The sequence below is a fragment of the Limnohabitans planktonicus II-D5 genome, from assembly GCF_001270065.2.
Taxonomy (GTDB): Bacteria; Pseudomonadota; Gammaproteobacteria; order Burkholderiales; family Burkholderiaceae_C; genus Limnohabitans_A; species Limnohabitans_A planktonicus.
The window spans coordinates 19,548-38,661 of the sequence record NZ_LFYT02000031.1 but is presented as its reverse complement, the minus strand read 5'-3'; the positions used below and the strand labels follow the sequence as shown (position 1 = coordinate 38,661).

At 59.4% G+C, this 19,114-nt stretch carries 19 protein-coding genes; 14 read left to right on the top strand and 5 right to left on the bottom strand.

Annotated features, from left to right (window positions below; all coding sequences use genetic code 11):
* The first annotated feature begins 13 nt into the window (after nt 1-13).
* Entirely contained in the window at nt 14-622 is a 609-nt protein-coding gene (locus H663_RS38045; RefSeq protein ID WP_053175206.1) for a hypothetical protein, read from the top strand.
* Between the two features lie 589 nt (nt 623-1,211).
* Here H663_RS38045 and H663_RS38040 read toward each other — a convergent pair.
* Complete coding sequence (locus tag H663_RS38040; RefSeq protein ID WP_240620570.1) at nt 1,212-3,197, bottom strand: site-specific recombinase; 1,986 nt, start codon at nt 3,195-3,197, stop codon at nt 1,212-1,214.
* Between the two features lie 345 nt (nt 3,198-3,542).
* Between H663_RS38040 and H663_RS38030 the strand changes: the two genes are divergently transcribed.
* Nucleotides 3,543-3,734 (top strand): hypothetical protein, encoded by a 192-nt coding sequence (locus tag H663_RS38030; RefSeq protein WP_053175196.1) that lies wholly within the window; start codon nt 3,543-3,545, stop codon nt 3,732-3,734.
* Between the two features lie 646 nt (nt 3,735-4,380).
* Here H663_RS38030 and H663_RS38025 read toward each other — a convergent pair.
* Nucleotides 4,381-5,205 carry an undecaprenyl-diphosphate phosphatase gene (locus H663_RS38025; RefSeq protein WP_053174543.1) on the bottom strand — a complete coding sequence of 275 codons (825 nt, stop codon included), beginning with the start codon at nt 5,203-5,205 and terminating at the stop codon, nt 4,381-4,383.
* 248 nt (nt 5,206-5,453) lie between these two features.
* Between H663_RS38025 and H663_RS38020 the strand changes: the two genes are divergently transcribed.
* The 12 genes from H663_RS38020 to H663_RS37965 all read left to right on the top strand — a co-directional run bounded on the left by H663_RS38020 (nt 5,454) and on the right by H663_RS37965 (nt 16,190).
* Nucleotides 5,454-5,837, top strand: a complete 384-nt coding sequence (locus tag H663_RS38020) for a DUF2306 domain-containing protein (RefSeq protein ID WP_053174540.1) — start codon at nt 5,454-5,456, stop codon at nt 5,835-5,837.
* Nucleotides 5,838-5,857: 20 nt separating this feature from the next.
* Nucleotides 5,858-6,376, top strand: coding sequence for a DUF6622 family protein (locus H663_RS38015; protein ID WP_053174537.1), 519 nt, complete (start codon nt 5,858-5,860; stop codon nt 6,374-6,376).
* A 704-nt stretch (nt 6,377-7,080) separates the two neighbouring features.
* The gene (locus H663_RS38010; RefSeq protein WP_053174534.1) at nt 7,081-8,187 is read left to right on the top strand and encodes an alpha/beta hydrolase family protein; all 1,107 of its coding nucleotides are present in this window, start codon (nt 7,081-7,083) and stop codon (nt 8,185-8,187) included.
* 92 nt (nt 8,188-8,279) lie between these two features.
* Nucleotides 8,280-8,570, top strand: a complete 291-nt coding sequence (locus tag H663_RS38005) for a 2TM domain-containing protein (protein ID WP_053174531.1) — start codon at nt 8,280-8,282, stop codon at nt 8,568-8,570.
* Nucleotides 8,571-8,757: 187 nt separating this feature from the next.
* Entirely contained in the window at nt 8,758-9,849 is a 1,092-nt protein-coding gene (locus H663_RS38000; protein WP_240620569.1) for an alpha/beta hydrolase family protein, read from the top strand.
* 12 nt (nt 9,850-9,861) lie between these two features.
* Nucleotides 9,862-10,983, top strand: coding sequence for a sensor histidine kinase (locus tag H663_RS37995; RefSeq protein ID WP_053174529.1), 1,122 nt, complete (start codon nt 9,862-9,864; stop codon nt 10,981-10,983).
* A gap of 248 nt (nt 10,984-11,231) precedes the next feature.
* On the top strand, nt 11,232-12,056 hold the full coding sequence (locus H663_RS37990) for a LytR/AlgR family response regulator transcription factor (protein ID WP_053174525.1): 825 nt from the start codon (nt 11,232-11,234) through the stop codon (nt 12,054-12,056).
* Between the two features lie 166 nt (nt 12,057-12,222).
* On the top strand, nt 12,223-13,449 hold the full coding sequence (locus H663_RS37985; RefSeq protein ID WP_053174522.1) for a cytochrome-c peroxidase: 1,227 nt from the start codon (nt 12,223-12,225) through the stop codon (nt 13,447-13,449).
* Nucleotides 13,450-13,795: 346 nt separating this feature from the next.
* Nucleotides 13,796-14,311: a retropepsin-like aspartic protease family protein gene (locus H663_RS37980; protein WP_053174519.1), complete on the top strand. Its 516-nt coding sequence runs from the start codon at nt 13,796-13,798 to the stop codon at nt 14,309-14,311.
* A gap of 167 nt (nt 14,312-14,478) precedes the next feature.
* On the top strand, nt 14,479-15,141 hold the full coding sequence (locus tag H663_RS37975; RefSeq protein ID WP_053174515.1) for a CsgG/HfaB family protein: 663 nt from the start codon (nt 14,479-14,481) through the stop codon (nt 15,139-15,141).
* 8 nt (nt 15,142-15,149) lie between these two features.
* On the top strand, nt 15,150-15,509 hold the full coding sequence (locus tag H663_RS37970) for a DUF4810 domain-containing protein (RefSeq protein ID WP_053174513.1): 360 nt from the start codon (nt 15,150-15,152) through the stop codon (nt 15,507-15,509).
* A gap of 15 nt (nt 15,510-15,524) precedes the next feature.
* A complete protein-coding gene (locus tag H663_RS37965) occupies nt 15,525-16,190 on the top strand; it encodes a DUF799 domain-containing protein (protein ID WP_053174511.1) in 666 nt (221 codons plus the stop codon).
* A gap of 78 nt (nt 16,191-16,268) precedes the next feature.
* Here the strand turns inward: H663_RS37965 and H663_RS37960 are convergent, their stop codons facing one another.
* The 3 genes from H663_RS37960 to H663_RS37950 form a co-directional block, all read right to left on the bottom strand.
* On the bottom strand, nt 16,269-17,516 hold the full coding sequence (locus H663_RS37960) for an MFS transporter (RefSeq protein ID WP_240620568.1): 1,248 nt from the start codon (nt 17,514-17,516) through the stop codon (nt 16,269-16,271).
* Nucleotides 17,509-18,225 (bottom strand): DUF2239 family protein, encoded by a 717-nt coding sequence (locus H663_RS37955; RefSeq protein ID WP_240620567.1) that lies wholly within the window; start codon nt 18,223-18,225, stop codon nt 17,509-17,511. The genes H663_RS37960 and H663_RS37955 overlap by 8 nt, the downstream gene beginning before the upstream one ends.
* 448 nt (nt 18,226-18,673) lie before the next feature.
* The gene (locus H663_RS37950; RefSeq protein ID WP_053174508.1) at nt 18,674-19,033 is read right to left on the bottom strand and encodes a hypothetical protein; all 360 of its coding nucleotides are present in this window, start codon (nt 19,031-19,033) and stop codon (nt 18,674-18,676) included.
* Nucleotides 19,034-19,114: the final 81 nt, after the last annotated feature.

The following is a 19,114-nucleotide window of genomic DNA, read 5'->3' as shown; positions in this document are numbered from 1 at the left end:
TTATAGGAAACTCATGATCTCTCAACGCACCACACTTTTGTCTGCATTGCTGTTGACCTTCACATTCGCAGCCACAGCGGCACCTCTGACCAAAGACGAATACAAAGCGGCCAAGGAAGAAATTTCCGTCAAGTACAAAGCCGCCAAAAAGGCCTGCAGTGCTCACACGAGCAATGCCAAGGACATTTGCATTGAGGAAGCCAAAGGGGATGAAAAAGTGGCTCGGGCTGAACTGCAGGCCAAGTACGAACCCTCTGCCAAGCACACAAATGAGATCCTTGTGGTGAAAGCCAAGGCTGCCCATGAAGTGGCCAAGGAAAAATGCGACGACCAGACCGGCAACGCCAAAGATGTCTGCAAAAAAGAAGCCAATGCCGCATACACGGCAGCCATGGCAGAGGCCAAGCTGAAGGAAAAAACCAGCGAAAACGACAAGAAAGCTGCCGAAAAAATCACTGATGCCAAGTCGACCGCCATGGACAAAAATGCCAGCGCCCAGAAAAGCGCCAACACCGACGTCCGGGATGCCAACTACAAAACAGCCATCGAAAAGTGTGATGCCTTTGCAGGTGACGTGAAGAACAACTGCATCGCCGATGCCAAGCAACGCTTTGGCAAGTAAGCCACTTGCAGCGGGTGCCAAGGCACCCGCTGCACTCGCATTCATCTGAGCCCCATGGGCTCATTTTTTTTGCCAGCCCCAGGCATGATTGATCCGGCATGCTGAAGTTTGAAATGCTTGCGCCAAGTTCCCTGCAGTTCGGCGGCTTCAGGCCCGATACGGTCTTTGGCCGAATCCTGCAACGTCGGAGCTGAAGCTACCGACCTACAAGGACCCATGGTATTCGTAGGTCGGTGGCTTCAGCCCCGATACGGTCTTGGGCCGAATCGTGCAACGTCGGAGCTGAAGCTACCGACCTACAAGGACCCATGGTATTCGTAGGTCGGTGGCTTCAGCCCCGACGCAGACTTTTTGATCCGGCACGCTGAAGTTTGAAAAGTGTGAGATATGTCATCTCGCAGATCGCCACTCGCAGGGTCCGACATGATGGGTTTCGGCACAGGCCCATGGCGGAGTCTTCGACCACCGACCTGCAACATTTTCGAGCATTAAAAATAGGCGCGATGACAGGCCAAAAAGCAAACACCCATAAGGCAAACGCCCACAAGGCACGCCACACGCCATTTGCTCACGCCTTCAACACCCCTGATCAGTCACGCTTGCTCACCTCAGCATCTTCTTTAGCGGGCATAAAAAAGCTCATAGGCGCCTGACGCAGTCGCTGCCGAATGGCTTGGTAAATTTGTTGTCGACCCTCACGGCTGACGTTCAGCGCACGCAAGGCCACCGTAAATGCCAAGTAAAAACTCACACCCACATTGAGCATGCCAATCAAGGGAATGCTGGCCACCGCCCACCACCAGGCATTTTGCTGCAACACCCCCCAGCCCAAACTGGCGGCAGCAGCACCCAGCTGCCCCGTGGACAGCGTGACGTGGCGCACATCCAGTGCCAAGCCCAAAAACCCCAGGAAAGCTGGCACCAAACCCAGCATGAAACCCAGTGAAATATTGGACGCAAAGCCCGAAATATGTTGCCGCATGAAATGCGCCCAGCGCATGGCACGATCTGCGCCCAAGCGACGCACGATGCGGGGGTTGTAGCGCAGGGCTGATTGCAAACGGTGCAGCACAAACCAGTTTTCAACCCACCCTCCCACCAGGCTGCTGACAAACAGCAGCACCCCCGTGAAGGCTGCAAACAACAGCGAGGGGCCAAGGAGTGTGAGTGACTGCAACACCTTTTGGGCATACTGCGCATCCAACAGGGGTTGGCCCCACAGTTGTTGCATCAGCCATGACAACAAGATGACCACCGGAAATACCACCACCACATTGCCAATGACAGCGGCCACTTGGGAACGCACCAAATGTGTGACCTCATCGACAAACAGCGCCAGCGCACCTGGCTGCTTGAGGTCTTGTAATTTGGCCGCCATGGCTGGCGCGGTCATGGCCGGTTGCTTGGTGGCCAAGGTGAAATGGAGCAACTGAATCACCACAAAGCTGAGGGCATACACCGCCCCAGCCCAGTATCCAGACCAAAATGCAGACAGGGCCAAAGCCATCACGCCGAACTTGGCCGCAGTCGTGAGCGCAGTGATGGCCCCCCCTCCCGCAGCATCGCGCAACATCACAAGGTATTCCGCACGCGTGCGGGTGATGTAGTGCTCACCGGTCTCTGAGCAGCGTTCTGCCACCTTGGCAGACAGCAGGGAACTGCTGGCACTCAACAGGGCAGCGATGCTGCGTTGCTCATGCCCCAATCCGGCCATTTGCGACAAAAGGCGTGCGCTGTGCAGATGGTCGGCATCGCTCAACAGGCAATCGAGCAAGCTGCGGATGCGCAGCACGCGTGCACGAATTTGGCGCAGACGAAAGACCAAATCCATAGAGATGCCGTGCTCGTCCAGATGGCTGTATACCGAGACGGTGGCTTGTCGGCACAGCTCCAGTTGGGCACGAAACTGCGCCCATTCGGCCATGCTGTCGCCCCCTTGCAGCCAACTGTCACGAACGGCCTCAAATGCCGTTCCCAATGTGAGAAAGGGGCTGCTGTGCCGAGAAGCGGCACTCATGCGAAGACGCAATTCAGGCGACAAACCGGCCGCACGGATTTGACTCGTGCAAAAGGTGATGGCTTCGATCAAGGCGTTTTGCCAATGCGTCAGAGGACGCTGGGTGGACGCAATGGGCAGAGCAGCGGGAAAAGTCAGCAGATCAGCCAGGCGCAGCACAATGGGCGCAGTCAAGGCCGCAATCCATTGCGCATCTGCAGGCCCTGACAAGGCCAAGGCAAAAAGTTCACTGCCATCGCGTGTCTCTGGCGTAGCAGGCAAGAGCTTGCCATGCAGGCGATCCATCAGTTCGGAGAGAAAGGAATTACCTGTCGCAAAGCCGTAATCAGACAGCAGACTGGCCACATCCAAATCGGTGATGAGCATGTGCCACCAGTCCTGCATCTGCGCTCGCTTTTCCGGGTGCGCATCCAGCGCATCCAGAAAATATTCCACCCGAAGAACCGAGGCCAATGTGTCCAGGCGCGGACCACGCACCCACTGCAGCAGATTGATCAGCCAGATATGGCGCTGCACCAAAGTGGCATTCGCGTCCAGGGTTTGTAAAAGTTCCGCCATGTCGGGTTGCACAGCGCTGGTAACGCCCTTGTCGGGCAGGGGTATCGATTGGGGTAAAGGCATATTCACCCGAAGATTTTGCTTGGCCCGCCAAAGTCAGTCCGTCTCTTGACGCACTGACAAGGCGTGTGACTTGCACCCAATTTGCGAATGGGGACCCATTTGGCATGCAGGGCCTGCAAGGCAGCGGCAGAACGCATCGTTGACAGCCATGAGTGCATGCACGCGGCAGTCTGGCCAGGACATTTCGAATGCGTCGGCAGGGGTGGGATGGCGCACAGACAGCAAGCGCTGGCGTGCCTAAATTCAAGCTTGAACTGGCGTTGCGCAATCTCAGGAGAACAAATGACACCCGATCAGCAGGCACGACACCACCAGCCAGAAGCGTCTGAAACAACCGCATCGGTACACAGCAGCCGCCCCCTGAAAAACCATTTTGTGGACGACGCCCTTGGCGTAGCCTTTGGCATTGCTGTGGGCTGGCTTGGAGAAATCACCATGCAGTCGGCAGGCTTCACGTTATTTGCGCTCAGCTGATGCCCACGGAGATTTCCGTCATCCCTTAGACAAAGACCGTCCCCACGTCAATGCGCCAGGCCCAAATATGAAGGTGCCGACCTACGAGGGCCACGGTATTTGTAGGTCGGTGGCTTCAGCCCCGACATGGGCCTGTGCCGAAGCGGGCAAACGTCGGACCTGAAGGTGCCGACCTACGAGGGATCTGTATTTGTAGGTCGGCGGCTTCAGCCCCGACATGGGGCCTGTGCCGAAGCGGACAAACGTCGGACCTGAAGGTGCCGACCTACAAGGGATGTGTATTTGTAGTTCGGTGGCTTCAGCCCCGACATGGGCCTGTGCCAAAGCGGGCAAACGTCGGACCTGAAGGTGCCGACCTACAGGGGCCATGTATTCGTAGGTCGGCGGTCGAAGACCCCGACATGGGCCTGCGCCGAAGCAAAAAATCGTCGGACCTGAAGGTGCCGACCTACGGGGGCCGTGCATTCGTAGGTCGGCGGTCGAAGACCCCGACATGGGCCTGCGCCAAAGCAAAAAATCGTCGGACCTGAAGGTGCCGACCTACGGGAACCGTGCATTCGTAGGTCGGCGGTCGAAGACCCCGACATGGGCCTGCGCCAAAGCAAAAAATCGTCGGACCGGACGGTGCCGACCTACCCCAAACACTTCAAGCTGCCCACTTCACCAGCCCGCTGTAGCTGGTGCCCAGCACCACCAGACCGAAAACGATCCGATACCAGGCAAACACCTCGAAGCTGTTGGTCGAGATGAACTTGAGCAGCCAACGCACGCACACCCAGGCACTAAAAAACGAAAACACCAGGCCCACCGCAAACATCGGCGCGTCGGCCATGCTCAGCAAGGCGCGCTCTTTGTAGAGGCTGTAAGCCCCCGCGCCAATCAGCGTGGGGATCGCTAGGTAAAAGGAAAAATCAGTAGCCGCCTTGCGCGACATGCCCAGCAGCATGCCGCCGATGATGGTCGCGCCGCTGCGGCTCGTGCCCGGAATCATGGCCAGGCACTGCACCAGCCCGACCTTCAGGGCGTCTTGCCATCGCATGTCTTCCACCTCGCCAATGCGCACAGCGACGGCCTGCCTGCGCTCGGCCCACAAGATGATGAAGCCGCCGATGATGAAGGTGGTAGCCACCACCTCGGGCGTGAACAGGTTCGCCTTGATGGCCTTGCCAAACAGCAACCCCAAAATGACGGCGGGCACAAAAGCGATGAACACATTCAGCGCAAAACGCTGGGCATCGGCGCTGCGCGGCAAGGCACGCACGGTGGAGCTGATTTTTTGCCAATACACAATGACCACCGCCAAAATCGCCCCCGTCTGGATGGCGATGTCGAACACCTTGGCCTTGTCATCGTCAAAGCCCAGCAAAGCCCCCGCCAAAATCAAATGCCCGGTCGACGAGATCGGCAAGAACTCGGTCAAACCCTCGACCACGCCCATCACGGCGGCTTTCAGCAACAAGATCAGATCCACAAACGCTCCTCGAAAAACTGGGGGGATTATCGTTGCTTGGGCATGGCCGCCTCCAAAAATTAGGCGCACACGCCTGTTTGCGTCCGCCATTCACACCCGTCCACGGCATCTCGCGCCGCGTGAACTGTCAGTCGTCGCAAACGCATGGCAATCGGGCCATTGACTCGGCACAGTGCAGGCACCACAAGCCATTCAAGAGAAAAAACGTGCCACCACCGTCATCCCTGACGCCCACCATCGCCGTCCACATGAGCCTGGCGCTCAGCGCCGTCGCCATCGGCCCCTGGGTCCTCTGGGCCCGCTTGGGTGCCATCAGCCGCCCCCAACTGCACCGGGCCCTGGGCTACGCCTGGGTCACCTGCATGCTGGGGGCCGCGCTCACGGGCGTGTTCATCCGCGACTTCCGGCTGCCCAACCTTTGGGGCTACACGCCCATCCATTTGCTCATTCCGCTGACCCTGTTCAGCCTGTTCCGGGCCTTCCGGTATTTGGCCCAAGGCAACATCCCCGGCCACCGCAAAACCATGCAATGGCTGTATTTCAATGCCTGCATGGTGGCGGGGGCCTTCACCCTGCTCCCCGGGCGCTACCTCGGTCAGTTGGTCTGGGGCCAATGTCTCGGCTGGCTTTGAATGCAAGAAAGAACACCACCATGCAAACACTCCAACACATTCCCGTCTGGGTTTTCGCCTTGCTCATCGGCCTGATCGCGCTGGGCCTGTTGCAAACCCGCACCCGGCAAGTCCAGGTACGGCGACTTTTGGGCATCCACATCGCGCTGACCGTGGTCACGCTGGTGGGCGTGGTCATGCAATGGCGACCGACGCCCTGGCTGCCGCTGGGCCTGCTCAGCTGGGCCGTCAGCTGCGCTGGGGTGGCCTGGGCCTTGGGCCATGGCGCGGCACCGGCTGGGGCCAGCTACGACGTGGGCACCCGGCGCTTCACAGTGCCTGGCAGCTGGTTGCCGCTGACCTTGTTCATGGCCATCTTTGCCTGCAAGTTTGTGGTGGGCATGGTCAACGCGACAGCGCCCGAGCAGTTGCACAGCGTGCAAGCGGCCATCGGCGTCAGCGCCTTGTATGGTGTGCTCTCTGGTTTGCTCAATGCCAGAGCACTGCGGTTGATGAGACTGCACGCAAGCCAGGCCCCACGCGTGCCTTTACCCCCGTAGGTCGGCGGTCGAAGACCCCGACGCTGGTTGAACAGGCAGCAATGCCTGTTTCATGAAGCCGAGCCCGAGCAAGCAAACGTCGGACTCTTTGAGTACCGACCTGCGAGGGAAGCCGCCAACCTACCGCAGTCCCCGTAGGTCGGCGGTCGAAGACCCCGACGTTGGTTGAACAGGCAGCAATGCCTATTCATGAAGCAGTGCCCGAGCAAGCAAACGTCGGACTCTTTGAGTACCGACCTGCGAGGGAAGCCGCCAACCTACCGCAGTCCTCGTAGGTCGGCGGTCGAAGACCCCGACGTTGGTTGAACAGGCAGCAATGCCTGTTTCATGCAGCCGTGACCGAGCAAGCAAACGTCGGACTCTTTGAGTACCGACCTACGAGGGAAGCCGCCAACCTACCGCAGTCCCCGCAGGTCGGCGGTCGAAGACCCCGACGTTGGTTGAACAGGCAGCAATGCCTCATTCATGAAGCCGTGACCGAACAAGCAAACGTCGGACTCTTCGAGTACCGACCTACGAGGGAAGCCGCCAACCTACCGCAGTACCCGTAGGTCGGCGGTCGAAGACCCCGACACTGTTCGAACAGGCAGCAACGCTTTTTTCATGAAGCCGTGACCGAGCAAGCAAACGTCGGACTCTTCGAGTACCGACCTACGAACGAATGCCACCGAACCACCGCAACATAAACCCATGAAAGAAAACCCATGACCCTCTCATTCAAGACTTTTACCCGCTTGGCCTGCATCTTTACCTTGCTGGCAGGCAACGCCAGCCATGCCCAAATCTCCCCCGTGGGCATGCGCCAAATCCAGTCTGGCGGCATGCCCATCACCCTGGTCTACCCCACTGGGACAGCGGCTCAACCCCTGACCCAAGGTTCCTTCACGGTACAAGTCGCCAGCAACGCTGCGCCTTTGCCAGCAGATTCAGCAGCGGCATCGGGCAAACGGTCGCTCATCGTCTTATCGCACGGTACCGCCGGCAGCGCCCTGCCAGACCACGCGCTGGCCGCCGCACTGGCCCGCGCCGGTTTTGTGGTGGCCCAGCCCGAGCACCGGGGCGACAACCGGCAAGACTTCAGCCGCGCAGGACCCGAAAGCTGGAAAACCCGACCGCAAGACGTGAGCGAGACCATCGACGCCGTGGCGCGTGACCCCGAGCTGGCACCGCTGGTGGACACCCGCCGCGTGGGCGTGCACGGCATGTCGGCAGGCGGTGTGACCGGCTTGGTGCTGGCCGGGGCGCAGTGGCGCATGCTGAATTTGATCCAGCACTGTGCGCAGAACCTGGACGAGGACATCGGCTTTTGTCTGAACGGCTTGGGACAGCTTCCTGAACTGCAAACCCAGCGCAGACGCCAATTTGAAATGGCACGCGGCGCACCCGAGCAATACATGCCAGCGAACTTGAAAGTGGCCTATGGTGGGCAAGGCATCGAAGCATCCGACCCCCGCCCAGACCCCCGCATCGCGGCCGTCAGCCTGGCCGTACCCATTGGGGCCATCTTCACCCCCGAAAGCCTGGCGCGCATGCGCATTCCCGTGGGCATGAACATTGCAGGAAATGACCTTGTGCTGCTACCCCGCTTTCACAGCCAGCATGTTTTGCAGCACTGCAAAACATGCACCACCTTGTCCGACCATCCCAAGGCTGGACACTTTGACTGGCTGTCTCCTTGGCCGACCAACATTGCCACCCCCGTGGCCGCGACCCAAATGCGCGGCGGCATGCCCACCGGTGCCTTTAGCGCCGCAGAACGCGAACACAGCTACGCACAAATCGTGCTGTTTTTTGCCAACCATTTGAAGTGACAACCATGCGCCCACTTGGGCCATTGCTTACACTTCATCCACACCCCACCCACGCATGTTGTCGCCTACAACGTCACCACAGGAGACTCTTCATGACCCCCACCCCATTGCCCGACGAACTGGAACACCTGGCCCGCAAGCGCACCAAAGCCAAGATGGGATTTTTCACACACGCTTTCATCTATCTGGTGGTCAACGCAGGCCTGACCATTCTGGCTTTGAGCAAGGGCCAAAGCTGGTCGATCTGGCCCGCTGCAGGTTGGGGGTTTGGCCTGTTGATGCACGGCTTGGCTGTTTTTGGTTTTGCCCCAGGCAATGGCTTGGAAAAACGAATGCTCGAGCATGAACGCAAGAAGCTTCGCGCCACTTTGAAAGAAGATTGAATCAACCATCCACACAGGCAACGCCCACTGCGATGACAACATGGATGACCCCAACGACCACAAACCACCTTGCCAACGGCTGTTCATGGATCGCCATGAACTTGGCAACGGTCTGGGTCACCCCTCATCGCCCGTCCAAAAGTCTTTGAGCCCATCGCCTGGGTCTTCCACCACCCGCTTTGCCACCATGCACACTCGCAAACCCAAGCCTTTCAGCCTGCAGCGCGTCAACCACCTTTTGCATCGAGTCCGCGCAAAGCGCATCGCGATCGGATGGCTGTTGGCTTTTTCATGTGCGTCACAAGCAGGCATGGGCATCGTGGAGCGGGCAAGCGAAACAGTCCGCATTCCCCTGACCGTTTTTTACCCCACGGCGCAAGCCGAGCAGCCGGTGAAAAAAGGGCCGTTTGACTTTTCACTGGCCGTCAACGCGCAGCCCGACTCAGGGCCTCACCCCTTGGTGCTCATCTCGCACGGCTCGGGCGGGTCGCCCTGGGTGCATGTGGATCTGGCACGCACCTTGGTCGAAAACGGTTTCGTGGTGGTCATGCCCGAACACCATCAAGACAACTACAAAGACTTCAGCGATCCAGGCCCCAGCACTTGGAAACTGCGCCCCGCCGAAGTCTCGCAGGCCATCGACCTGATCGCGCAAGACCCCTTGTTGGGTCCGGTCACGTCCACGGAAAAAGTCGGTGTGTATGGCGGCTCTGCGGGGGGGCACACCGCGCTGAGTTTGGCGGGAGGACAGTGGTCACCGGCCCGGTTTCGCGATCACTGTGAAGCGCATATTGCCGAAGACTTTTCTTCCTGTGTCGGCTTCATCACCCGCCTGAACGGTGGCTGGTTGGACGGTCTCAAAAAGCTAACGGCCAAGGTGGTGATCCGCTGGCGTTTCGGCGACGCGACGCCATATCGCCACGAGGACCGCAGAATCCGAGCTGTCATCGCTGCTGTGCCATTTGCTGCGGACTTTGATCTGTCCACGCTGGTCAAGCCCAAGATACCTTTGGGGCTGATTTTGGCGGGGCAAGACATCAATCAAATTCCCCGATTCCACGGCCAAGCAGTGCAGCACACTTGCGAAACCTGCACCACCATCGCCGATATGCCCCAGGCCGGCCACGGGATGATGCTGTCGCCTTTGCCGCCCTTGGGTTCAACGGACAGCATCGCGTACCAACTGCTGAGTGACCCGCCTGGTTTTGACCGCAGCCAACTGCCTGCGCTGCATCAGAAAGTGGCGGACTTTTTCAAGTCACACCTGCTCACACCCTGAAGTGGAACAAGCATGCTTTTCAAGAACCTCTTCGCTTGGCTGCCCGCCGATCAACGCAAACCTCTGCTGAAACGTCTGCTGATCGTGTGGGCGGTGGCGCTGCCGATTGCAGTGACCACCTGGATGGGCCACAAAAGCAATGGACTGCCGCACCGCTTTGACGTATCTCTGGTCTATTCCTACGCCATCTCTACCTTCATCTGGTTATTCACGGATGTGGTGCGCTATCCGTTCAAGCGGCAGCTGCGCGCACAAGGCCCCTATTGCTGGCCGCCTGCGCTGCAAGCGAGCTTGATGCTGGGGGTGGGCATTCCGCTGGGCTATGCGCTGGGCACGCTGGTGGGCGACGCTTATGCGGGCTGGTCCACCTGGGATTTGTGGCAGCTCAACCGCAACCGCTTTGTGGGCATGGTGGCTAGCTCAGTGGCCATCAGCGCAGCATTTGTGGGTTTCTTTTACCAACGAGCCAAGACTGAATCATTGACCAACCAAGTCACACAAGCCCAGCTCATGCTGCTGCAGTCGCAGCTGGAGCCGCACATGCTGTTCAACACGCTGGCGCATTTGCGGGCTCTTATTGGGCAGGACACAGCGCGAGCCCATGCGATGCTGGACCACTTGAATGACTATTTGCGCACCACGCTGCATGCATCGCGCCAGCCACTGCACCCGCTGGTCGACGAGTTTTCGCGTCTGGATGATTACCTGAGCCTGATGGCGATTCGCATGGGGAAGCGACTGGTATTTGAACTCGACTTACCACCCGGGCTGGCCGCCTCCCCGGTGCCCAGCTTTATCTTGCAGCCTCTGGTAGAAAACGCCATTCGCCACGGCTTGGAGCCTCAGGTCAGCGGTGGCCGCATTGAAGTGCAGGCCCAAGCCGAAGGCCAGCAACTGCTGCTGACGGTGCGCGACAACGGATTGGGCATCAGCGAACTGGCGCTGGCCGAATCGGCCCGCCCTTTGACGCCCGCCACCGACCGCACCACCGCATCCTGGGGCCTGACCCATGTGCGCCAACGCCTGCACACCCAGTATGGAACACGCGCTGGCATGCACATCAGTCCCGTGACCACGGGCGGCACCTGCGTGGTGCTGACTTTGCCTTTAGAGTCCCCGCACGCAGACGTCTGAAATGTGGGCACCCACCCATCTCGCAGGCACCTTCAGGTCCGACATGGCTGGCTTCGGCAAAAGTTTCATGTCGGGGCTGAAGCCACCGACCTGCAACAGGCCTTGTCTCGTCAGTTGGCACCTTTCAGTCCGACAAAAGACATTCCTTCGTAGATCGGCACCTTCAGGTCCGACATGGCTGGCTTCGGCAAAGGCTTCATGTCGGGGCTGAAGCCACCGACCTACACGACTGCAACAACCTTCATCGCATGAACACCACCCCCACCGCCCTGATCGCCGAAGACGAGCCGCTGCTGGCGCAAACCCTTGCGAATGAATTGCGCGCCTTATGGCCCGACATCCACATCGTGGCCACCGCTGGCGACGGCCTGAGCGCCGTGCAGCTGGCACTGCAACACCGCCCCGATGTGCTGTTTTTTGACATCCGCATGCCCGGCCAAAGCGGGCTGGAAGCTGCCGCCGAGCTGGCCGAAGAGTGGCACGAACACCAAGCCTTTCCGCTGCTGGTGTTTGTGACGGCCTATGACCAATACGCCCTGGCCGCGTTTGATGCGCAGGCGGTGGACTACGTGCTCAAGCCCGTTCGTGCCGACCGGCTGGCGCAAACCGTGTCGCGGCTGCAAAACGCCCTGAGCCAGCGGCAACCCGGCCCCGACACCAGCGCCAACCTGGACCCGGTGCTGAAGCAGTTGCGCGCCTTACTGAGCGCGTCCACCGAAGCCACCAAACCCGAGCCTCCCCTGCAACTGCTTCAGCTGCTGCAAGCCAGCGTGGGCAACCAACTGCGCATGGTGCCGGTGGACGATGTGCTGCGCCTGGAAGCGGCCGACAAATACGTGCGCGTGTTCACCACCGACGGCGCAGAAGTGCTGCTGCGCACCCCACTCAAGGAACTCATGCAGCGGCTGGACCCACAAGTGTTCTGGCAAATCCACCGGGGCAGCGTGGTCCGCGCCACCGCCATCGAATCTGTCACCCGAGACGAATCGGGGCGCCTGAGTTTGCGCCTCAAAGGTCAGCCAGACCGACTGGCCGTGAGTCGGCTTTACGCGCATTTGTTCAAAGCAATGTGAAGCCCGGTAGTTCGCGCATGGTCAGGGCTACCGTCGTGTTGTATGCGTCAATCAGTTGCATGAATGAATGGGGCAGCACTACCAAAAATCTGCATTAATTGACTAAACATTCACACTCAATGAATTGTTATTGTTTACATTTTGATGATATTTGACATATCCATCAATGAAAAACAATCCATTTGAACCATCCCAGAAGTCATCCAAGCGTTTGTCTTGGGGGCTTTGTGTCATCGCCAGCTTCGTGCTCAGTGCCTGTGGCGGCGGCGGGAGCACCAGCACCAGCAACAACACGGCTACTGAGAATCTCTACCCAGGCGTCACTGCTTACACGTCTTTGGATTTGAATAACCCTCTCAATTACGCGACTCCCACACTGCTTGCGCACTACGACGCCAACCTCTTGGCCACAAGCAACCAAACACCCTCCAATGTCACAACAGACAAAGGTGCAACGCTCGGACGCGTGTTGTTCAACGATGTCCGTTTGAGTTTCAACAACAGCAAATCCTGCGCTTCTTGCCACAGCCAAGCGAATGGTTTCGTCGATCAAGCCCAGTTCAGCACCGGGTTTGCCGGAGGGCTCACCACAGCGCACGCGATGCGTTTGGGCAATGTGGCCTTCTACCAGGGCAAGAGCATGTTTTGGGACAAACGCGCCACCAGCATAGAAGACCAGGCGACCGACCCGATTCAAAACGCCACAGAGATGGGTTTTGACGCCACGCACGGCGGCTTGAGCGCGTTGGTTTCAAAAATGCAAACCTTGCCTTATTACCCCGAATTGTTCAAATGGGTGTTTGGCGATACCGCCATTACCGAAACGCGCATTCAAAACGCGCTGGCGCAATTTCAGCGCAGCATGATCTCCGCCAACAGCAAGTGGGACCGCGCCTATGCCGTGGTGTACGCCAGCAATGGCAATGTCAACAGCCAACAAAACTTTGTGCGCTCATTGGCAGGCAACAACATTCCTGCTGCGGATCGCTTCACGGCATCTGAAGACAGAGGTCGCGCTTTGTTCATTCAGGGCCCCAACAATGGCGGCAAAGGTTGCGCGGCTTGTCACCAAGCACCGACATTTGCGCTCGATGCCAATTCGAGAAGCAATGGGCTTGACCAGGGCGAGACCATCATTTTCAAATCCCCTTCGCTCAAAAACGTCGCTCTGTCAGGACGCTTCATGCACGATGGCCGCTTCAGCACCCTCGAGCAAGTCTTGGCGCATTACGCGACAGGTATCAAAGCGGGGCCTGAGCGAGACAACCGCTTGCCCGTAGGCGGTATCGGCATGACAGCGCAAGAGCGAGCTGACATCGTGGCCTTTTTGCAAACACTGACCGACACCACACTCAACACCGACACACGCTTTGGCAGTCCCTTCATCAAGTGAAGGCGCTTCAAGCGTGGTGCAAACGCGCCCGGCGGTGGCGACGCAAATGCATCACCGCCAGCGCCATTGAAGCCACCTGCAAGACCGCATAAAAGGAGAATGGTGCGCACATGCGCCAGTCGGCTTGCGGCAAATAAGTTTTGCAGGTCGGCAGCTTCCGCTCCGACAAGTACCCACGTCGAACCCAGCAACGTCCGAGCTGAAGCTGCCGACCTACGAGTTGATGGTGCAAAAAAATCAAACTTCATCGTGCCGGATCAATAAGGGGGGCATCGCAGCTCACCTATGAACAGGTTACGCTCAGGGCTGAACAAAACGGCCCCAAAAAAATTCACTCACCCCGCCCATGCCCACACCCTCGATTCATCAAACCGCCCGCCTTGGCGCCTTCGCCATCGCCGCCGTGTGGCTGGCTGTGGCCGGGGTGTTGTATCTGGTGTTTGAGCGCATCGAGCAAAACCGCCAAGCCAGCCTCAAGCCCTATGCGCTCAGCTCGGGCGATCTGGTCATCCCGCGCCAGCGCGACGGGCATTTTCATGTGGAGGGCGAAGTCAACCGCCAGCCCGTGCGCTTTTTGGTGGACACCGGGGCCAGCCATGTGAGCGTGAGCCAGGCGCTGGCCACCCAGGCCGGGCTGCCTGCAGGCCAAAGCATCACCTTGCACACCGCCAACGGCCAGCGCCCCGGCCAACTGGTGCGCAGCGTGCCCGTGCGGGCGGGGCACCTGGTGCTCAACGACACCAGCGTCACCGTGGGCCTGAGCGGCCTGCAGCCCGACCAAGCGCTGCTGGGCCAGGCGTTTTTGAAGCACTTTGACGTGGAAATTCGCCGCGACGACATGGTGCTGCGCCAGCGGCCCTGACGCCCCAAGCACACGGCACTCATCGGCTGCGCAGGCAGACGATCCATCAAGGCAAGGCCACGCCTCGCAAGTGACCAAGGCCTTGATCATTGAAGAATAAATCATCACTAAAGTTTTAATTCAACTCATCCCTCCTACAATTTCCATCTTTCCGAGGACCTCCCCACATGAAAAAAATCACCATCATTGCACTGGCCGCCTTGAGCCTGACCGCTTGCGTTCAAGAAGGCGCTCGCACCTTGCCCATTCAAAAAGTGGAATCTGCAGCCATCCCCAGCACGGCCGCCAAAGTGCCGGTGTCCGTGGGCAAGTTTGACAACCGTTCATCTTTCATGCGCGGCGTGTTCTCCAACGGCGAAGACCGCATGGGCAGCCAGGCACAAACGATTTTGGTCACGCACCTGCAGCAATCGCAGCGCTTCAATGTGCTGGACCGCAGTGTGATGTCTGAAATCAAGCAAGAAGCTGCACTGAAGAAACAAAGCCAAAGCCTCAAAGGCGCTGACTACGTCATCACAGGCGATGTGACCGAATTTGGTCGCAAAGATGTGGGTGACCGTCAGTTGTTTGGCATTTTGGGACGTGGCAAAACACAAATTGCTTATGCCAAAGTCAGCATCAACATCGTCAACACCCTCACCTCCGAGGTGGTCCATTCGGCACAAGGTGCGGGTGAATACAGCTTGTCTGAACGTGAAATCATTGGCTTTGGCGGCACCGCAGGTTACGACGCCACGCTGAACGGCAAAGTTCTGGATCTGGCCATCCGCGACGCGGTGAACACCCTCGTGGGCAACATGGACAAGGGCACATGGCGTCCAGAGCGTTGAAAAACAGCATGCAGACCACCTTCAAACTCACGTTCCTTGTGGCCGCATTGGCCTTGGGCGGTTGTGCCAACAAAACGGCCGTCCCTCCGCTTTACGGCTGGAACGGCTACGAAAAAAACATCGACACCTACTTTCGCGGTGACCGCGAAAGCCTGGACACCCAAGCCAAGTTGATGGCCGACGATCTGGAAAAAATGCGTGCAGGCGGCAAAGCCATACCGCCTGGCTACCAAGCCCACATGGGCCTTCTGTATGGCAAACAAGGTGATATGGGCCGATTCCAGATGCACCTGGAAGCTGAAAAACAGCAATTCCCGGAGTCAGAAAGCTTCATTGATTTTCTGCTTCGCAAATTCAAGAAAAACTGAGCCCCGGGAATACGCATGAAAATTTCAATCCGGCTGATGGTCACGGCCATGTCCATCGCATTGCTGAGTGGCTGCGCCAGCAAACCCCAAACGGCTTTCGACTACACCCATTTGAAGGAAAGCAAACCCAGATCCATTCTGGTGTTGCCACCCCTGAACAAGACGCCTGAAGTTCGAGCCAGCTACAGCATGCTGGCCCAGGTGACCCACCCTTTGTCAGAGTCCGGCTACTACGTGATGCCCGTCACGCTGGTGGATGAAACCTTCAAGGAAAACGGCATCACCGAAGCGAGCGATGCCCACGCGCTGCCAAGCGCCAAGCTGCGCGAAATCTTTGGTGCCGACGCTGCGCTCTACATCACCATGACCCAATACGGCACGGTTTACAAAGTGCTGGACAGTGCCACCACGGTGACCGCCGAGGCCCGACTGGTTGACCTGAAAACAGACAAACTGCTGTGGACCGGCAGAGCCACCGCCAGCTCGGCTGAACAACAAAACCAGCAACAAGGCGGCTTGGCCGGATTGCTCATTGCGGCCATCGTCAAGCAGGTGATTGGCACGGTCTCGGACCAAAGTCACCCCATGGCCGGATTAGCCAGCCAGCGATTGCTCAAAGCAGGTCGCGTTGACGGTTTGCTGTACGGCCCCCGCTCTCCCTTGTTTGTCAAGGAGCCTTGAAGCCAACCACACCGCGCTGAAATCCGGCGCGGTGCGTGGATCAGCGCCCAGCAGCGCTTGATCCATGGCACCCGAGGCTCAAGCCGCGTGGGTACTGGCCAAGTGGAGGCGTCGATGCCTGCGCAAGTGCATCACCGCCAGCGCCAGCGACGCCACCTGCAAGACTGCACAAAAGAAGAACGGCGCACCAATGCGCCAATCACCTTGGGGCAAGTGCGAGACCATGGCCAGCAAGGGCGCGCCCAGCATGGGGGCCACCACGGCCATCAAGCTGCTGAGCGCACTGACCGCGCCCATGGTCTGGCCCTGGCTCTTGCTATCGGCGGCCGATGAAATCATGCTTTGCACCGAGGCATTCACCGTGCCACCCAGCAAGTTGAAGGCAATCACGGCGTACATCATCCAGCCCTCGGTGGCCGCGCCCCACAGCGTGTAGGCGATGACCGACGACACCAGGCCCATGATGGCCAGCTTGGGCGGCGCATAGCGCTTGAGCAAATGGCCCATCAAGACGCCTTGCACCAGCACCGCCACAATGCCCACCACAGCCAGTGACCAGCCGTTTTCACTGGGGCCCCAGCCAAACTTGAAGCTGTTGTACAGCACCCAAACCGTGTAGAGCACAAACTGCGCCAAAGCGCTGAAGGCCACCACGCCCACCAGAGGCCCCACGCCCTTGAGCTGCCCCAGCTTGCGCAATGAGCTGGCCGGATTGGCCGAGCGCCAGCTGAAGGCTTTGCGCTGCGCGGCGGGCAGCGACTCGGGTAACACAAAGTAGCCATACAAACCGTTCAGCAAGGTGAGGCCACCGGCTACATAAAAGGGCAAATGCAGGTCAATCGCCCCCAGCAAACCGCCCATCACCGGCCCCACGATGAAGCCCAGGCCCATCATGGCGCCCAGCAAGCCAAAGCGCTTGGCGCGCTCTTCAGGGGCAGAAATGTCGGCCACGTAGGCGTTGGCAATGGCCGCATTGGCCTGCATGGCACCGCCCAGCGTGCGCACCGCAATCAAACCCCACAGCGTGGTGCTCATGGCGGTGCCAAAAAAGCTCACGCCCAGGCCCATGAAGCCCAGCAGCAACACCGGCCTGCGCCCATATCGGTCAGACAAAGCACCCAGCACCGGCGCTGCCAAAAAGTTGGACAGCCCAAAGGCCACCGCCACCACGCCATACCAATAGGCCTGATCGGCCTGGCTGCCCGAAAAACTGCCCACCAGCGCAGGCAGCACCGGAATGATCACGCCAATGGCGGCCATGTCGAGCAACACGGCCAACATGATGAAAGGCATGGCTGCCTCTCGGGAACGAAACTTTTCACGCATGGGGCAACTCCGGGGAATGGGGAACGTCGGAAGGCATCCAGGCCGCTTGGGCCAGGTGCTGCAAATGGATTTGGATGTCTTGCGGCCAAGGCGCCGTCAAGGCCTCAAACCTGGGGCGGTCTGAGGCAAACAAGGCGCGGGCGGCTTCTTCAAAGCCTTCCAGGCAGCCCGCCATGGCCGACATGAAGCGGTAAGTGGCCTCTTGCGACAGGCGGCGCTGGTCTTGTGACTGGCTGTCTTTGCGGGCTTGCTCGACCAACTTGCGCAAAGCCACCGAAGCCCCGCCGGGCTGGCTGCTCAGCCAGGCCCAGTGGCGCGGCAACAAAGTCACCTCACGCGCCACCACGCCCAGCTTGGGCCGGCCTGGGCCTGTCTTGGCCGAGCTGGTGTCTTCGCTTGGGGTCTCTGCACCCGGTGCACCTGCAAGGTCTGTGGGGGGCGTGCTGTCGGCCGGGCTTGCGGCGCAAGCAAGCGCTGCAGGATGGGACACGGCCAGCCGCGCCAACACCTCTTGGGGCGTGCCCCGCAGGTCAAAATCCAGCACTTCGCTGGTGCAAGCGTTGAACACCATGAAGCGCGCCAAAGGCCGCGCTTCAGTGGCCGCCTTCACCCGCAAAGCCACCTCGGCCAAACCGCCACGGGCCAGGCAACGGCTGCCTTCAAAAGCGATGAAATCAACAGGGGATGTGTCAGGACTCGGCGGGCTCAAACGATGCTTTCAATCGCAAAAACACCAATTATGCCCGGATTAAATTAAATTACCCGGGTATTAATAAAAGTGTTTCCGCAGGTCGGCGGCTTCAGCCCCGACATGGGGCCTGCGCCTAAGCGGACAAGCGTCGGACCTGAAGGTGCCGACCTACGGGAGCCACGGTATTCGTAGGTCGGCGGTCGAAGACCCCGACGTGCAGCCTGCGCCGAAGCGGACAAGCGTCGGACCTGAAGGTGCCGACCTACGGGAGCCACGGTATTGGTAGGTCGGCGGTCGAAGACCCCGACATGCGGCCTGCGCCTAAGCGGACAAGCGTCGGACCTGAAGGTGCCGACCTACGGGAGCCACGGTATTCGTAGGTCGGCGGTCGAAGACCCCGACGTGGGGCCTGCGCCGAAGCGGACAAGCGTCGGACTCTGCGAGTACCGACCTACAGGCATGCGCCTCATCGGCGCCATCCCTCACGCCCATCACCGCGCCCATGTCCATGCTGATGGCGGTGGTGTCCATGCCGTTCGTCGTAGCGCCCTCCATACGCCCACCCCGGTGCTGGTCGATACACGGGCGGGGCGTACACCACACGCGGAGGCGGTGGCATGTAAATGGGCCGAGGCTGTGGCATGACCACCACGGGGCCGGGCACATGCACCCGGCCATAAACCGGCGGATAGCCCATGCGCGAAGACACCACCACCTGCGGCTCCATCACCACCGGGTGGGCGCACCCCACCTGGGCCAAACCCAGCGCCAGGCCACCCCACAAGGCCAGCTTGCGGCCCCAGGTGTTGAACAAATGAATGGACATGCAAATTCTCCAAAATGAACAGCGGCAACTTCCCGCCTGCCCCTTTAGCGTTTGACCAGCCCCCGAGGAGCACACCCGGCG

What these genes read in the sequence shown, in the direction of transcription:
- H663_RS37990 (WP_053174525.1), top strand. Translation starts at nt 11,232, where the DNA reads ATGAACACCACCCCCACCGCCCTGATCGCCGAAGACGAGCCGCTGCTG.
- H663_RS37985 (WP_053174522.1), top strand. Translation starts at nt 12,223, where the DNA reads ATGAAAAACAATCCATTTGAACCATCCCAGAAGTCATCCAAGCGTTTG.
- H663_RS37950 (WP_053174508.1), bottom strand. Translation starts at nt 19,033, where the DNA reads ATGTCCATTCATTTGTTCAACACCTGGGGCCGCAAGCTGGCCTTGTGG.
- H663_RS38030 (WP_053175196.1), top strand. Translation starts at nt 3,543, where the DNA reads ATGACACCCGATCAGCAGGCACGACACCACCAGCCAGAAGCGTCTGAA.
- H663_RS37980 (WP_053174519.1), top strand. Translation starts at nt 13,796, where the DNA reads ATGCCCACACCCTCGATTCATCAAACCGCCCGCCTTGGCGCCTTCGCC.
- H663_RS37975 (WP_053174515.1), top strand. Translation starts at nt 14,479, where the DNA reads ATGAAAAAAATCACCATCATTGCACTGGCCGCCTTGAGCCTGACCGCT.
- H663_RS38040 (WP_240620570.1), bottom strand. Translation starts at nt 3,197, where the DNA reads ATGGCGGAACTTTTACAAACCCTGGACGCGAATGCCACTTTGGTGCAG.
- H663_RS38045 (WP_053175206.1), top strand. Translation starts at nt 14, where the DNA reads ATGATCTCTCAACGCACCACACTTTTGTCTGCATTGCTGTTGACCTTC.
- H663_RS38015 (WP_053174537.1), top strand. Translation starts at nt 5,858, where the DNA reads ATGCAAACACTCCAACACATTCCCGTCTGGGTTTTCGCCTTGCTCATC.
- H663_RS38005 (WP_053174531.1), top strand. Translation starts at nt 8,280, where the DNA reads ATGACCCCCACCCCATTGCCCGACGAACTGGAACACCTGGCCCGCAAG.
- H663_RS37995 (WP_053174529.1), top strand. Translation starts at nt 9,862, where the DNA reads ATGCTTTTCAAGAACCTCTTCGCTTGGCTGCCCGCCGATCAACGCAAA.
- H663_RS38000 (WP_240620569.1), top strand. Translation starts at nt 8,758, where the DNA reads ATGCACACTCGCAAACCCAAGCCTTTCAGCCTGCAGCGCGTCAACCAC.
- H663_RS38010 (WP_053174534.1), top strand. Translation starts at nt 7,081, where the DNA reads ATGACCCTCTCATTCAAGACTTTTACCCGCTTGGCCTGCATCTTTACC.
- H663_RS37970 (WP_053174513.1), top strand. Translation starts at nt 15,150, where the DNA reads ATGCAGACCACCTTCAAACTCACGTTCCTTGTGGCCGCATTGGCCTTG.
- H663_RS37965 (WP_053174511.1), top strand. Translation starts at nt 15,525, where the DNA reads ATGAAAATTTCAATCCGGCTGATGGTCACGGCCATGTCCATCGCATTG.
- H663_RS38020 (WP_053174540.1), top strand. Translation starts at nt 5,454, where the DNA reads ATGAGCCTGGCGCTCAGCGCCGTCGCCATCGGCCCCTGGGTCCTCTGG.
- H663_RS37960 (WP_240620568.1), bottom strand. Translation starts at nt 17,516, where the DNA reads ATGCGTGAAAAGTTTCGTTCCCGAGAGGCAGCCATGCCTTTCATCATG.